The organism is Cellvibrio fibrivorans (genome assembly GCF_031457055.1).
Lineage (GTDB): Bacteria > Pseudomonadota > Gammaproteobacteria > Pseudomonadales > Cellvibrionaceae > Cellvibrio > Cellvibrio fibrivorans.
On sequence record NZ_JAVDVX010000004.1, the window covers coordinates 191,538 to 206,665 of the forward strand.

Annotated in this window: 11 protein-coding genes; 2 read left to right on the forward strand and 9 right to left on the reverse strand. The window is 47.9% G+C overall.

Going from position 1 to position 15,128, the window contains the following annotated elements; genetic code table 11:
* Nucleotides 1–61 precede the first annotated feature (61 nt).
* Together rsgA and J2X05_RS12135 are read left to right on the forward strand one after the other, a co-directional pair.
* Nucleotides 62–1,081 carry a small ribosomal subunit biogenesis GTPase RsgA gene (rsgA, locus tag J2X05_RS12130; RefSeq protein WP_310072789.1) on the forward strand — a complete coding sequence of 340 codons (1,020 nt, stop codon included), beginning with the start codon at nucleotides 62–64 and terminating at the stop codon, nucleotides 1,079–1,081.
* 59 nt (nucleotides 1,082–1,140) lie between these two features.
* A complete protein-coding gene (locus tag J2X05_RS12135) occupies nucleotides 1,141–1,950 on the forward strand; it encodes a sulfurtransferase (protein ID WP_310072790.1) in 810 nt (269 codons plus the stop codon).
* Nucleotides 1,951–2,066: 116 nt separating this feature from the next.
* Here J2X05_RS12135 and pepN read toward each other — a convergent pair whose 3' ends face one another.
* The 9 genes from pepN to J2X05_RS12180 all read right to left on the reverse strand — a co-directional run bounded on the left by pepN (nucleotide 2,067) and on the right by J2X05_RS12180 (nucleotide 14,969).
* Nucleotides 2,067–4,742, reverse strand: coding sequence for an aminopeptidase N (pepN, locus tag J2X05_RS12140; protein ID WP_310072792.1), 2,676 nt, complete (start codon nucleotides 4,740–4,742; stop codon nucleotides 2,067–2,069).
* Between the two features lie 166 nt (nucleotides 4,743–4,908).
* Nucleotides 4,909–5,769, reverse strand: a complete 861-nt coding sequence (locus tag J2X05_RS12145; RefSeq protein ID WP_310072793.1) for a PEP-CTERM sorting domain-containing protein — start codon at nucleotides 5,767–5,769, stop codon at nucleotides 4,909–4,911.
* A gap of 306 nt (nucleotides 5,770–6,075) precedes the next feature.
* Nucleotides 6,076–7,029: a ligand-gated ion channel gene (locus J2X05_RS12150; protein WP_310072794.1), complete on the reverse strand. Its 954-nt coding sequence runs from the start codon at nucleotides 7,027–7,029 to the stop codon at nucleotides 6,076–6,078.
* A gap of 40 nt (nucleotides 7,030–7,069) precedes the next feature.
* The gene (locus tag J2X05_RS12155; RefSeq protein ID WP_310072796.1) at nucleotides 7,070–9,325 is read right to left on the reverse strand and encodes a PDC sensor domain-containing protein; all 2,256 of its coding nucleotides are present in this window, start codon (nucleotides 9,323–9,325) and stop codon (nucleotides 7,070–7,072) included.
* Between the two features lie 230 nt (nucleotides 9,326–9,555).
* A complete protein-coding gene (locus J2X05_RS12160) occupies nucleotides 9,556–10,824 on the reverse strand; it encodes an ATP-binding protein (RefSeq protein WP_310072798.1) in 1,269 nt (422 codons plus the stop codon).
* Nucleotides 10,825–10,826: 2 nt separating this feature from the next.
* Complete coding sequence (locus tag J2X05_RS12165; protein ID WP_310072800.1) at nucleotides 10,827–11,543, reverse strand: response regulator; 717 nt, start codon at nucleotides 11,541–11,543, stop codon at nucleotides 10,827–10,829.
* Nucleotides 11,544–11,545: 2 nt separating this feature from the next.
* Nucleotides 11,546–11,983, reverse strand: a complete 438-nt coding sequence (locus J2X05_RS12170; protein WP_310072801.1) for a DUF3019 domain-containing protein — start codon at nucleotides 11,981–11,983, stop codon at nucleotides 11,546–11,548.
* Between the two features lie 14 nt (nucleotides 11,984–11,997).
* Nucleotides 11,998–12,855 carry a MipA/OmpV family protein gene (locus J2X05_RS12175; RefSeq protein WP_310072803.1) on the reverse strand — a complete coding sequence of 286 codons (858 nt, stop codon included), beginning with the start codon at nucleotides 12,853–12,855 and terminating at the stop codon, nucleotides 11,998–12,000.
* Between the two features lie 68 nt (nucleotides 12,856–12,923).
* Nucleotides 12,924–14,969 (reverse strand): TonB-dependent receptor plug domain-containing protein, encoded by a 2,046-nt coding sequence (locus tag J2X05_RS12180; protein WP_310072805.1) that lies wholly within the window; start codon nucleotides 14,967–14,969, stop codon nucleotides 12,924–12,926.
* Between the last annotated feature and the right edge of the window lie 159 nt (nucleotides 14,970–15,128).

Consider the following 15,128-nt stretch of genomic DNA (forward strand, 5'->3'; position numbering starts at 1 on the left):
CTTAAAGTAATTACCCAGTCTAGCCAAACATCACCCACCTCACAGGCAAGTTCACCAACGCATGACCAAACGCAAATTGACCCGCCGCCAGCAATGGCGCATCGACAAAATTCAGGACGAACGCACCGCCCGCGTGGCGAAACGCGACAAAGTCACCGATGAACAAATGCATGAGAGCGATTTGGGGCCTGAGCAGCTGGGGTTGATCATCACCCACTACGGCACCCAAGTGGTGGTCGAGGCGACTGAAGGTGAGCAAGCGGGGCAACACCAGCGCTGCCACTTCCGCAGCAACCTCGGCTCTTTAGTGACTGGCGATAGAGTGGTCTGGCGCACCGGTAACCCGATGGGTGTGGTGGTTGCGGTTATGCCGCGCGACTCCGCCCTGCAGCGCCCGGATCCACACGGCGATATGAAAACCGTGGCCGCGAATATCGACCGCATTATGATTGTGGTCGCGCCCTACCCCGAACCTCATGCGAATTTGATTGACCGCTATCTGGTCGCCGCCAATGCCATCGATATCGAACCGGTATTGGTGATCAATAAAATCGACCGTATTGATGACACCACGCGCGAAAAAGTCACCTATTTGGAAACCACTTATCGCAAGCTGGGTTATACGGTGTTGATGGTATCCACCAAAACCGAGACCGGGTTGGATGAGTTGCGCGAGTACCTGGCCGACTACACCAGCGTGTTTGTGGGGCAATCGGGTGTAGGTAAATCCTCACTGATAAATGCGCTTTTGCCTGAATCGAACTTGCGCGTGGGCGATTTGTCCGAACGACAACAGGGCACTCACACCACTACCAGCGCCACGCTTTTGCACTTCCCAGGCGGTGGCCATTTGATCGATTCGCCCGGAATCCGCGAATTTGGTCTGTGGCATATGGAAGAAGGCGATGTGCTGGAAGGGTTTATCGAATTCAAACCCTTTATCGGCCACTGTAAATTCCGCGACTGCTCCCATCGCCACGAACCTGGCTGCGCCATTTTAAAAGCGCTGGAAGATGGCACAATCAGTGCAACACGTATGGATTCATACCGTTATATTTTGCGAACGCTCAACGAGACTTAATTAGTAACAAGCAGCATCGGTCTTGATTTTATTTTTAATACTTATAAAGGAGTAACTCCATGGCACTTCCCTTTGTGATTGAGCCCACGCAACTTGCTGCACTTTTAGCACAACCGACGAGCAAGTTATTAATTATTGATATGTGCGCCGAACAAACTTATTTGCAGGGCCATATCGATGGTGCAATTCATGTACCGCCGCATAAAATCCTCAGCGGCCAACCGCCGGTGCCAGGCAAGATCGCGCCGATTGAAACACTCAATCGGGTATTTTCCTTTTTGGGTTTAACACCCGACACTCACGTTGTTGTGTACGACGATGAAGGCGGCGGCTGGGCGGGCAGAATGATTTGGACACTCGACGCCATTGGCCACAAACACTATTCCTATTTGAACGGCGGTTTGCACGCATGGCTTGCATCCGGCCAATCACTCACCAAAGAAATTCCCGTGCTCACGCCCACAAAAGTTGATTTAAAAATTGACCCTATTGTAGTGATTGAAATTACCGACATTCTCGGCGAATTGGATCGCGCGGATTTTGTCGTATGGGATGCACGAAGTCCGGCAGAATTTACCGGCGAACGCATTACGGCGCAAAAGAATGGCCACATTCCCGGTGCGATTAATTGTGAGTGGACAAATTTAATGGATCGCAATAATGCCTTGCGTATCCGCACTGATGCACGCGAGTATTTGGCATCGCTGGGTTTAACCGCCGACAAAAGAATTGTCACCCACTGCCAAAGCCACCATCGCTCGGGCTTTACTTATTTAGTGGGCAAAGCAGTGGGATTAAATATTCGCGGTTACCACGGCTCCTGGGCTGAGTGGGGCAACCACCCGACCACGCCGGTATCGCAAGCGTAAGGCAAAAAAAATTGCTTTTTGATGTGCAAAAAAGCCGCTGATAACAGCGGCTTTTTTTATGCATTCCCCAGCTGGAGCTTGGGAACGAGAAAATTAATCTAATTACAATAAATGCGTTACAACAATTTTTTCATCTCCACGCAACGCTCATCCTCCTGCACTTCCACACGCAACATACGATAGGTCAGCGGATGTAATTGCAGTGACTGGTCGCGCGTTTGTGTTAGCAGAGCAACCGATGCATCGCTACAACCGCGTAAAAAGATTCCACGGAAAAAACCTGCCATAAAACGCTCATAGCGATTTTTACTCATCTCAGGCAAGGCCGCTAATAATTTAGGCACATAAACACTGCGCAGTTGCGCCTGTGAAAATGGCAAATAATTGGCCATCACCAACCGCATAGTGGCCAGTTTATATTCTTGCTCAGGAGCGATAATGTTGTTCAACCATCGTTCTTTAACACCTGCCTGCGGGCGCACCGCTTCACTCGCCAATGCCATTTGTACCCCCATGTCCGAACCGTCTTTTTTCTGTTCAGCAGCAGTCAGCGCGAGATAATCCTGGTATTCGTATTGATTCAAGCGTACCAACAGTGCCCAACGACGGTCTTGATCCAATACCAAACCGGGGAGTTTTTTATGTTTATCACCGATTAATTGCACGCGCATCCAAGGCAAAGCGTCGTTACTGGATGCAGAATACACATAGCTATCGAACCACAACTTTTGCACATCGGAACCTGCAGCTGCGGCATTCATATTGGCGAAAACAAATTGCTCCAATTGCTGCTGTGCGCTGGCTAGATTTTTTTCTGGTGTATTCATTAACTGCAGGTAATCGCGCACTAATTTTAATTTGGCGGTGATTGCTGCCACCACCTCTACCTGAGCTTCCTGCACACTGTGCCGCTTCGCTAGTGACAAAAAATCAATCAGTGAAATGCGCGAATCAATCACTTCATCCCACAAATTTTGCCAGAGCATAATGCGCAGGCTCGCGTCAAATAAATGAATTTTTTCACGTACCACTTGCAGGGATTTTTGATCCAGCTCCACCCGCACATAACCCCAATCATCCAGATTAGCAAAAACCAGATCCGGGCATGCGAGGCCTTTTGCTGCATCAACACTAGTCGCTGCACCACTGTAAGTGACTGGCAAGCGCTTCACTAACTGCGCCTTGCCCGCATCGATTTTGTAAAAACCCAACTGCACCCGCTGCTCGCGCAATACGGGGAAATCAACTGGTGAAGATTGTTGGAGCTTCAGCGAAGTAATAGAAGTATTGGTAGAATCGCACTGATATTGCACCTGGATTTTATTTAATCCCGCCTGCGCTAACCAGGTGTAGCTCCAACTGGATAAATCCCTTCCCGATGCACGCGCAATCTCATTGATAAAATCATCTTGCTGCGTATTTTGATACGCGTATTTTTTTAAATAACTGGCGACACCTTGGCGGAAATTTTCTTCACCCACCAACTGTGCCAGTTGTTTTAATACTGATGCACCCTTGCCGTAGGTGATAGCATCAAAATTGGTAAACGCCTCTGCTGTATTCAGCACAGGTAACTCAATCGGATGAGTAATAACTTGTTGGTCCATGGTGTAGGCCAACTGCTTGTAGTTGAAATAAAAAATATCCCACACACTTGCGCCAAATTCACTCGCTTTGGCTTGCTGCAAATAGGCCATATAAGTCGCGAAACTTTCGTTCAACCACAAACCATTCCACCACTCCATAGTGACCAAATTACCAAACCACATATGCGCCATTTCGTGGGCGATCACATTGCCATGGCGCATGCGCTCCACCCGGGTTTTTACACCGCGGCTAATAAAGAATTCATTAAAAGTCACTGCGCCCAGATTTTCCATGGCACTGCTATTAAAATCCGGTACTACCAATTGGTCGTATTTCACAAAGGGATAGGGCTGTTCAAAATATTGATTGAAAAATCCAAAACTTTGTTGCGTAAATAAAAACCATTCCTGCGGATTGACGTACTGTGCCAATTCCTGGCGGGCAAACAAGCGCAGGGGCACGCTGCCGGAATTATCTTCCCACACGCGATAGGGGCCAGCGTGAAGCGGAAAAATGTAGGAGGGAATGCGTGCAGTTTGCGGAAACTCCCATAATTGCTGCGCGCCGTTGCGGGTAATTTTTTGCTCGCGCAAAGCCGAGATAACTTGCCAATCTGCCGGGACATTGACTAGTAATTTATAAGTCGCTTTCATATCCGGCTGATCAAAGTGCGGATACATTTTGTTGGCGTTGTAGGGCTCACAATTACTGTAAAGGTAAACCCTCCCTGTCGCTGGATCTTTAAAGCGATGCAAGCCATCACCCGCTGTCGCGTAGGGGCGCTGGTATTCAATTTCCAATGTATTTTTTCCGGCGCGAAACAGTTCCGGCGCAAATTCGATAAACCATTGCTCGTAGCGCCATTCAATAGCTTCGCCATTCAAGCGCACTGATTTAATAGTGCCGCTATTAAAATCGACAGTGACGGGGGCTTTATTGTTATCAACCAACTCAAAATGAATAATCGATTTACCACTGAAGAAGGCATTGGTTTCATCCAGCGTAAATGCCAGCTCGTAGTCGACATGAGTGATTTGTTGTGCGCGCTGCGCGGCATAAGCTTGTTCAAGCGATGCCTGGGGTGCGCGGGCAATAGGCTGCAAAGCTACTGGCGCTAATTGACGCGTTTGGTTACACGCTGCCAATAGCAGGGGGCACAATAGCAGAATTACCGCGCAAGATTTTTTGATACTAGCAGGGTTCATATTATTCAAACGCTCCGTCGCTATACAGCTGGGGGAAGGGAAAACAAAAACAAGCAATGAACCGAATGGATAATAGCGGATTTTATGGCGCCCATAAAAAAACCCGGAAGCCAGTTCCGGGTTTTTAGCACTGAAGTCTCACATTTTGAGCGTTCACACAATCGTTTTACTGACGACTGCGCTTCACTCCCAAACCGATTAAAGCAATACCCAACAATAACAGTGCCGATGGCTCGGGAACGCTGACTGGAGGTGGAGTTAAGCCTCGCACAGCTTGTAAATTACCGGAAATGCCGGCACCCAAAAAGCGCACGCCATCCAGATTCAAACCATCACCCAATTGCATATAGGCATCAGGAGAAATGTAAGTACCTTGCATGGTGCCTGCCGCTACGTTTACGTGGCCGTTATTCAATGCGCCGTGCATATTGAACAATACGTTTTCAGCGCTCAGGCCATCGAGAATAATCGCGGCGCCACCACCCAACATAAAACCAAAATAATCCACGTTGATAATAAACACATCGTCGGCGTCGCCCTTCAGGGTCAGACTATGGCCCGCGCTTAAATTCAAGCCGGTGATACTGAATACCGATAGATCGCCCTGCGAATGAAAAGTTTGGGTGGAGTTAATGTAGCCCGCATGTGCACCGCCAAGAGCTTTGGCAGCCATAGAGGCACTTTTCAGGTTGGTGTACAGGGAATCCCAAAATGCGGAGTCTTGTTGCGTGGCATCACCTTCAATGGAAGAGCCCGGGTTTTGATAGAGGCCGCCAAAATCCGCATCGCCATAAATCACCGCACCGTGCGCCATATTCAACGTATTGCGCGAACCCACGTTGCCGTGGATATAGGCCTCTGAACCTAACTCCAGATTGCCGTACATGGGGATGCCGTGGTGCACATTGGTGCCGGTAGCCAGAAGGGTGTAGTTGCCTGCATTACCCAAATCCACCGGCAGTGCAAACACAGCGCTGGACGTTAATGCACATGCCATCACCGCTGTTGTAAAAAGTTGTTTAATCACATGATTACCTTTATTTGATTGTCAGGTCTCATGCCGTATTTATAGTATTTGTATGTAAGAGATTTTGTTTTAATAAGTAGTGGCCATTACGGCGACGCTTAAATCAGCAATTTTTGCACCATTTTGGGAAGTTTGAGTAAAAACAGTGATTTAGGTCACATTCGTTATCGCCAAAATTTGAAGCGTGTAAATAGTCTCGACACTGCCTTTGGCAAACAGATACGGGGCAATCGGACACAGGGCAGCCAATTCAGGATGGCTGCCCGGAAGAGCGCGCTAGCGGAGCGTCTTTTATTGCAGAGCCTTTTATTGCAAAGCTTTGGAAACACCGTAAACCATAACGGCGGGGTACCCCAGGGTAACGAGCCAGGTGATGACAATATCGATTTTTTGTGCGAGCGCCTCCATTCCCTTTTTCATCAGCACCACCAGCATCACACTGCTCAGCAGGCCAACGCCAACAATGACAAAGGAGGCCACCTGTATCAGGTCCGACAGGGTAAAGACATCATTGGAGGGCAGTAATAAATCCACCGTGTATTTGTTACCCACACAGGCAAACAAGGCGGTCATGATCAAGCCCACCCGGCTTTCAATCAGCTCGCCGCTAAAGAAATACAAAATGCAGATAATGATGTAGGAAACAAAGAAACCTAAAAAGTAGGTCCAGAAAATCCGGTGACCGTAGCGCTCGATCGGAACCACAAACGACATGCGCGGATAGATACCCTTTGCACCGCTTTGGATTCCAAAGGTGGTGGGGTATTTGTAATCAAAGGCGCGGATTTCAATAGGTAATATATTCCAACCGGTTAAGGTCAATTCATCGCCCACCATACTGTTGGTAGTATCCGGCACAAATTCGATTTGTTTTGAATCCAACTCAATACTTTCTATATGAATCGCGACTTCTTGTTTATCGAACGGAAAGTATTTTACGTCCCAGTCCTGATTAATTTCGGCGGTAAACTTGGTCATGGTATGCACGGTGCCATCACTGTTTTTGATCGAGAAATTTTCGTTCTCGATAATCGACCAGGTACGTGCATTGGTGATTTCAATTTTGTTGTAGAACTTGTAATCCTCAGGCATCAAGGCCGGGTCATAGGTTGACCAGATCCAGGCTGACACCGTAAATTTTTTGGCCGGAATATCCAGGTCATACAAGGAGGTGATGTAAATCCCCACCGGGATTTCAATACGTTTATCATTCGCATAAGTAACTTCTTCCGCCCTCGCACTGCAAGACAGAAAAAGCATAAAGACTAGGGTAAATAATCGGCTAAATTTCTGCATAGACTTATACCAGGATCATTTTTTTATTGATTTCCAGCGCCATGGCTTCCTGCTGCAGCTCATCTTTGAGTAATTTTATAAATTCAATCACTTCATTGGCAAACCGGTTGAGGTCATCTTCTGTGGTGTAGGACACCACCAGATGGACAACCTCGTTGACAATACCGGAGTCATCGCTGTTCCATACGCCACGCGCTTGCGAAGATGTAGCACCGCCAAATTTTTCCCCCAGAAACACCATGGTCCTATTAACGTAAATGGAGGAATCAAACGGCTGGTCAATATTAATCGTGGTGGGAATAAATATACAAATTTGATGCACGCGCTCAATGCGCTCAACAATTTCATTGATGGCTTTTGCCGCAGGTTCAGGGATGCTAAACGCTGCACTGGTAACAGGTGACAAGTCAGCAATATAGGGAATGTCGAAATTTACTTTTACATCAAGTTCAAGATTTTCATTTACGCGATTCAAAATAGTGTAGAGCGTAGTTTGATCCTGGCGCACATGGCGCTGGATACTCTTCACCACTGCCGCCGTTTTTTCACCCGCGGTATCGGAATTGGGTACCATCACCACTATGGCTTTGGTATAGCGAAACAAGGGCTCAAGATAAACATCAATAAAATGGTCGATATCCCCTTTCACCGTCGCATGCATAACAATATTGGCATACTGGTTTAATATTTTCGTCATTAACAATGAAGACTCGGCTTCTTCCGGCACTTCGCCTAGATCAAAGTCATTCCAAATATCAAAACCATTTATATGCTTGTGCACCCGCTCACTTTCATCATAGCCAAATGCCGCACTCATGTGCGAGTTGGCCGGATACTCCATATACACTGTTTTTTTGTCGATGCTGTTTTTCGCCAGGCTGCTGGCAAAATAACTCCCTATATTGGTAGCGCCACAGCCTTCATCCAAACTTACCAAAAGAATAAATTTGGGCATATAGCGCTCAAGGGCGATGTTGAGGTCGGTCAGCTCAGTATTTTTTTGTTTAATTTCATTAATCAGGTTTCTATTCTGCTGGAAGGTTTCACTGATTTTTGCAAACCACGGCAACCAGGCAGCAGGCACGCGCCGATTAGGTGCCTTGTCGCCTACACCTTGTTTAGAAATATGCCGGACCAAAGACGCCGCAGGGTAGATAAATTCGCGGAACGTAATTTTTTTAATGAAGTAGAGCAAAATGCCTAAGGAGGTTAACAACACCACAAACACAGTCCCGATTGACGAAAATATACGGCTTAAAAAAGACTGGTTCTTTTCAATATACAGAAGCTTCCAGGGCGCATTTTTTAGTTGGATGCAAACCATTTGGTAGCCTTGGTTAAGCTGTACTAATTGCAGATCAGCGCAGGTTGGTGCAACCGCATCGAGATTAACCCCGGCGGGTATTGCGTCTTTAAAAACCGACGTTTCAGTCAGTGGTAGCCTGGTATGAGCGAGCAATTGCCCTCCGGCATTGATAATGGATAACTCACCCAACTCAGGACGAAAAGCTTTGACATAATTACCCAGCTCTTCCAGGGTGAAATCAATCGCGACAGTCCCCAGAAATTCATCGCGGTTATAAACAGGCTTGGCCGCAGTTACCATAACCCCCTTGCCCGCCTCATCCAAATACACGGAAGTCCAAAAAATAGTTTTATCCGGGTTCGCTGCAGGAATACCGAGTGTATAGAATTCTTTTTTATAAAGTTTATCGGTGAATTTAAATTCTGTGGAGGGTATCCAGGGGTAGATATTGATAAATCTATTTTTTGAGGTGTAATACACCCAGGCGGCATTGGGCACACTTTTCAAGGTGGATTTGAAATCGCTATTCAGATTGAAAGCCATTTCAATTTCGTTTTTTATCGTCGGTGATAATGCAGCCAGGTGACCTTCACCGGTCAAGTTACCTGCATCCACTACTGAATAAGGTGCTGGAATATTGTCCAGCCCATATTCGTTCGTCCCTACATCGGCAAGTCCATTAAAATAAATGCTCGCGGTGGTGCGGGGATTGAGAAAAAAATCTTCCGCATTATTTTGCATTAAGTCCAGTAGAACCGTAACACGCACGATCAGGTTATCAATCGCAATCGCTTCGGTTTTAAATTGTTCAATCAACTGCGTATTTTTATTTTTTGCTTCACTGATTGCCTGGATGCTAATGAGCAAGGCTGAAACCAGTAATACTGCCAGAAAGGTGTACAGCATGATTTTGTTGTAACGGGCCGTAAATTGACGCGCCTCGAACTTTTCCATATTCATCTAACCTATTATTGTATTGAGCTTGTATTGATATTGTATGGGGGCTGCGTCCGCACTGCAGGCGTAATTCTTTATCTGTGGGGGGCTGTTTGTGCGGTGCAATTTAGCATGAATCCTTATTACTCGCGATTACACGCGCGGAATTTTTAAAGGCAGTAAAAAGGTAGCGGAGACGGCACCATATTGGTGCTAATGATGAAAATAGTTACGTAGATCCGAAAAGTTTATTGTTCACCGGCGAAAATGACACTGACATTCAAGCCTCCCAATTCTGCCGATTCGGTCAAGGACAACTCTGCCCCATGCCACTGGGCAATGCGCTCCACAATCGCCAAACCCAAACCGTGACCGCGCCCCTGGTGATGGCTGCCCTCGCTGCGATAAAAAGGCTTGAGCACTTTTTCGCGCTCGGCAGGGGGAATGCCGGAGCCGTTGTCTGCGACTTGCAATTGCAACAGGCCATCCACCAGCAGCACACTGAGCTGCACGCGCCCACGGCCATAGCGCAGCGCATTTTGTACCAGGTTGTGCACCAACATGGCGAGATATTCAGGCTCACCTCGTGTATAAGCACTCTGCGCTGATACGGCGATAAATAACTCCACCTGCGCGCGATAAAAATCCTCGCACAATTGCGTCACAAATTGTGCGAGCAGGATTGGCTGCGCGGTAAAGCTAATAGTCGCCTGCTCCAGACGCGCATAATTCAGCAATGCTTCCACCAGGGACTCCATCGCTACCAGATCGCGATTTAAATGCGCGAGATTTTGTTGCTGTTCAAGCGTTAACTCGGCCTCCTCCAACACATCAAGACCAAAACGCAAACGCGCAAGGGGTGTGCGCAAATCATGCGACAGGCCGCGCGATAATAATTTATTGTCAGCGACCAACTGCTCAATGCGCTGCGCCATACGATTAAAATCTTGCTCGATAGTTTGGATATAAGAATGTTTGTCGGCGGCGATGCGCACCTGCAAATCGCCCGCACCAAAGGCCTGCGCCGATTTGCGCAAGAGCGCCAGACGGCGCAATAAGGGGTACAACCAGATCAACACCATTGCAATAACACCGCCGTAAAACAGCAGCGTCAACAACCAGCGCAGTGCATTGTTGTTTTCCTGATGCAATTCATCCGGCAGTGCGAACGACAAAACCTGCTGTTGATTATTGAGATAAAAATGCAACGTAAGCTGATCGCCCGTTTCCAGCAGCAGTGGCTCGCCAGTTTCAAATTGTTTTTTTACATCGTCCGGCAGCGGAAAATCGCTGTACGCAGTGAGCTGCGGCTGCAAATGCGAAGCGGTCAACCATTGATTAGTCTGCACACCGGTATCAATCAGCTGCGCTAATTCGCGCCCCAGATTTTTGTAGGCACTGAGTTCGGGATCTTCCACGTCCGCAAATTGCGCGCTGTACCAGCGATCAATACCCCAGCCGAGGCCTACCACCGCGGTGAGCACCACTAACAACAACGACAGGGTTAAACGCTGCACAATTATTCCCAGGCCTCGGGCGAAAATAAATATCCCTTCGCCCAAATGGTTTTGATACGAAAGGGTTGCTCGGTGTTATCGAATAATTTTTTGCGCAGGCGCGAAACGCGGATGTCGATAGAGCGATCAAAACCATCGTATTCAATGCCGCGCAATTGTGTCACCAAGGCCTCGCGACGAATCACTTGCCCAGCCCGGCTTGCCAACAACCAGAGCACATCAAATTCATTGGCAGTGACCGGAATCAATTCGTTGCGATAAAAAACACTTTTGGCATCGCGCAGGATTTTTAGTTGCCCAAACTGTAACAGACCTTCCTGTGCCAAAGCGTCTACCGGTTCGACAGCTTCGCGCCGCAGCAAGGCTTTAATACGTGCGAGCAAAACGCGCGGGCGCACCGGCTTGGTTAAATAATCATTAGCGCCCAATTCCAAACCGAGAATTTCATCCGTTTCTTCACCGCACGCAGTGAGCATTAAAATAGGCCCGGAATAAAACGCGCGCAATTCGCGGCAGAGATCAAAACCATTTTTGTAGGGCAGCATCACATCCAGAATGATTAATTCCGGCGGCTGTTGTTTAACACTGGCGAGCACCTGGTCACCGCGGTCAATATGTTGTAACTGGTAATTATGGCCACGCAAATACTGCAGTATCCATTCAGCTAACGAGGCGTCATCTTCCACTAATAAAATGCTGGCTTGGGCTTCTGTATTCATAATTAAAAAAGTCGCCAATGGGTTTTGCGGCGGGTATTGGCTTTGTAAACCCAAGCCACCTCCACCAGTGTTTCTGCCACCAAGGTCTTAGTTTGCGCGTTGACTAGCTGCAGTTTAACTGAAGTGTCGCTGGCAAATGCGTAGCTATATTGCCCCGAGGATACGGATTGCCAGCAATGGAGTGGCTGTTCTGCGTGTTGTTGATAGAGGCAGTATTCACTCGCTTGATCAACCTGCCAAGACAACACTACATCCTGATAGCAAACCTGCCCCTGGTGCAAGGCGACGCAGCGGTTGGGTTTGGATTGCAGTTGCGCTTTTTGCGCAGGCGCAGGGTCAGCAGCCCATAGTCGGTTAGACAGCAATAACAAAATCATCAGGCACACACGAAAACAAAAACGCAGTGCAGGTGGGCGTGGGCGAATTGCACAATTATCCATTTGCAACTCCGTCACTAAAACACGTAGCTGATCGCAGTGGCGATCATTTCACTACGATCATCCAGAATCAGCGGGCTGTCATTGGCATTTCTGTCCAGATCAATGCGCCGGATAAAACCGCGAAACACCCACTTTTCGCTGAGCGGATAAGTTGCGCCCAATTCGGTCACATATGACATGCCCGCGGGCGCATTGTATTCAGGATATTTTTCCGATGCCTCGCTCGCATCGATGGAATAATAATAATCGGCAATTTCGCGCGAGCGATAGGTCGCGCCGACAATGCCGTGAAAATTCCAGTTGCGATACTGCCAGTGACGCGCAAGCTTTAACGAGTACAGCTCGCCGTAATGGGTGCGGCTAATATCAGTAAGCGCATGCAACTGCACAATATAATTATCGAGATAAACCGTCGCGCGCGGGCCTGACATAAAATCACTGCGCCGGGTTTTTAAGCCGCGATAATCGTTACTTTCATCCGCGCTCATTTCATCGTGTTCAGCGAGCGCGACCCAATCCAGCGCGCAATTGCCTTCATTATTATAGGCGTTGCTACCATTGAAAAAATTGTAGCCCATAGTGAATTGTTCGAGGCTTTGCGAAAACAATTCCATAAACCAACCGTTGTATTGGTAGCGCGCATTGATATCTAAAAAAATCTCGGTGTGCACTTCACCTTTTTTATTGCCTTCCGGCAACCCCACTATGGGGCTGGTATAAGTGTTAAGGCCAGCCCCCACCTCAACATAACCACCGTTGCCAGAGTCAGGACCAGATGCACCTTTGCGCACATCGCTGGAGAGATCGCCCGCAACACAAGTAATCGCATGGCTTGCAATCACCGCCACACTGCCGATAACAAATCTGCGCAACCTGATCCACATAACTATTTAACAACCTGTACTCAAAAAGATTAAAAACAGAATTTAAAACATAGAATCTAAAACGTGAGCGACATGCCCACTGCCGGAATAATCCCCATGCCCACTTCATCTTCCAACTTAACGTCCTGTGGCGATTGGGTGCGTTTGTAATCCAGGTTGCGGTCAGTGACATTGCGGCGATTAAGGGCGTTGAGGATATCAATATTGTAAGTACCTGAGTAACCCCAAAGTGTCATTTCGCGCTTAAAACGCAGATCCAGACGCGCATAAACCGGTAAGTTTTCTGAATAGGGTTCGCCGTATACCGGCAGTATGCGATTCTCAAACCAGGGATTGGGCTGAATGCCAATGATCGGGGTAATTGCACGGCCAGATTGCGCCGTCAAACGTGTGCCGACTGTCCATAATTCGTTCATTTGGTAATTCATTACCCAGTTCACCACCAATGGTGTATCCAGATAATAGTCGCGTTCGATTCCGGTGAGTTTATTAGTGCGCGTACTGCGCGAGGCGCTAATTGCCAGCCAACCGTACCAGCGATCGGTTAAACCTTTGTTGATAAATAAATCCACGCCGTAAGCTTCACCCTCAATATTGTTGGTGTAAAACGGCTGGGTGTTATCGTTGGTATCGCTGGCAAGCGGTAACTCATCCATGGTTTTGTAATAGGTTGTCACCGACCAACTCCACTCATTGGCCAACTCCTGTTTAATGCCGAGCGTATAGTGATTGGATGTTGGCGACTGCAATTCAGTATTGCCAATTTGCGGAAATGTTTTATCAATGTCCGGCAGGCGATTGTAACTGCCCGCCGATGAGCTGAGCGTCCAGTTGTCGATAAATTCCCATGCAATTGCCACGCGGGGATGGGTAAAGGTCTCTTCAGTAAAATCGTTATAGTGAGTTTGCACGCCCAGATCCAAGGCCAAGGCATCGGTAATAGCCCAGTGGTCATTGATATAGGCAGAATGCTCTTTGATCGTTACCGCGTCTTCAGCGACAATTAATTCGCCGCGCCGCAATTCGCAATCAGGATCAAACTCGGTACACACATAATTGATAAAACGCGCATCGTAACTGTATTCGGTACTGTGGGTTTCTGCACCAACAGAAATACTATGAGATTTTCCCGCGAGAAAATCGTAGTTTGCCAAGGCGTAAACATCCTCAGCTATCATATTAAAAAAATATTTTTCCCCACCCCAAAAGGTATCGTCATTTTTTTGGTAGTGGCCGATTTGTACATCCAACTCACTACTGCCACTGGCCGCAAACTGCCAGCGCAGACTTTGGTTGTTAAAGGTGTTTTTAATTTTTGCGTCGCCGGCAAAATCAGGCTCTTCCAACACCTCGGTCGAAAATTCGGTGAATTCAGCGGCGGCCAGGTCACTCGCACCATTCGCACTCAGCGTCAACTTGTGATCGTCACCTAAACGGTATTGGTATTTGAATTGATAGTCGGTGTCTTCGGGTGCGTCCTGCACCTTAATGCCTTCCTCTTCTTCCAACTCATCGCCATCAAAAAAATACTGCAGCAAACTGCTGCGGCCCGACAAATAAAACGCCGAGTTTTCACTCAGTTCACCTTCAACAAACACACCTGCACGCAACAGGGAAAGATCAACTTTTGTGTAAATATCTGCGGCTTTTGGATCGCGCAATTTGATATCAAAAATCCCGCCGATCGCATTGCTATAGCGCGGGCCAAAACCGGCCGAAAATAATTCGAAATCCTGAATGATATTTTCATTGAAGATTGACGTAGAAAACGCATGGAAGACATAAGCAGCGGGCGCGCCATCCACCAGATAGCGGTTGTCGCTCGGCGATGAACCGCGCACGGCCGGCGCACCGCCCCCATCACCCTCACTGATCACCCCCGGCAAACTGAATACCGCCATCAGCGGGTCGCCGAGGGAGCCGGGCACATCGATAATTTTTTGTGCATTTTCGGTAATCACCGAGTAATCGCTTTTGCGTCCCTGCACGATCATTTCTTCAACATCAGTGTCAGCGCGCGCGGGCGCAGTATCACTTGCTGCAACAGGCAGGGCGACAAGGGAACAGATCAAGACATAGAGGGTGTTGGGCGAGAAGCGCATGACAGTTTCCTTTTTAACGTATAGCAGCGGCTATTATTGATGGAGAATGAGCGCGCATAGCCTAACGCCGGGTGACAAGCTTGGGTGTAACAGAGCGCATGCGTCTGTATCAGTCTGTAACAAGAACTAAAACGCATATGGAGTTATTGCAAAAGCGCC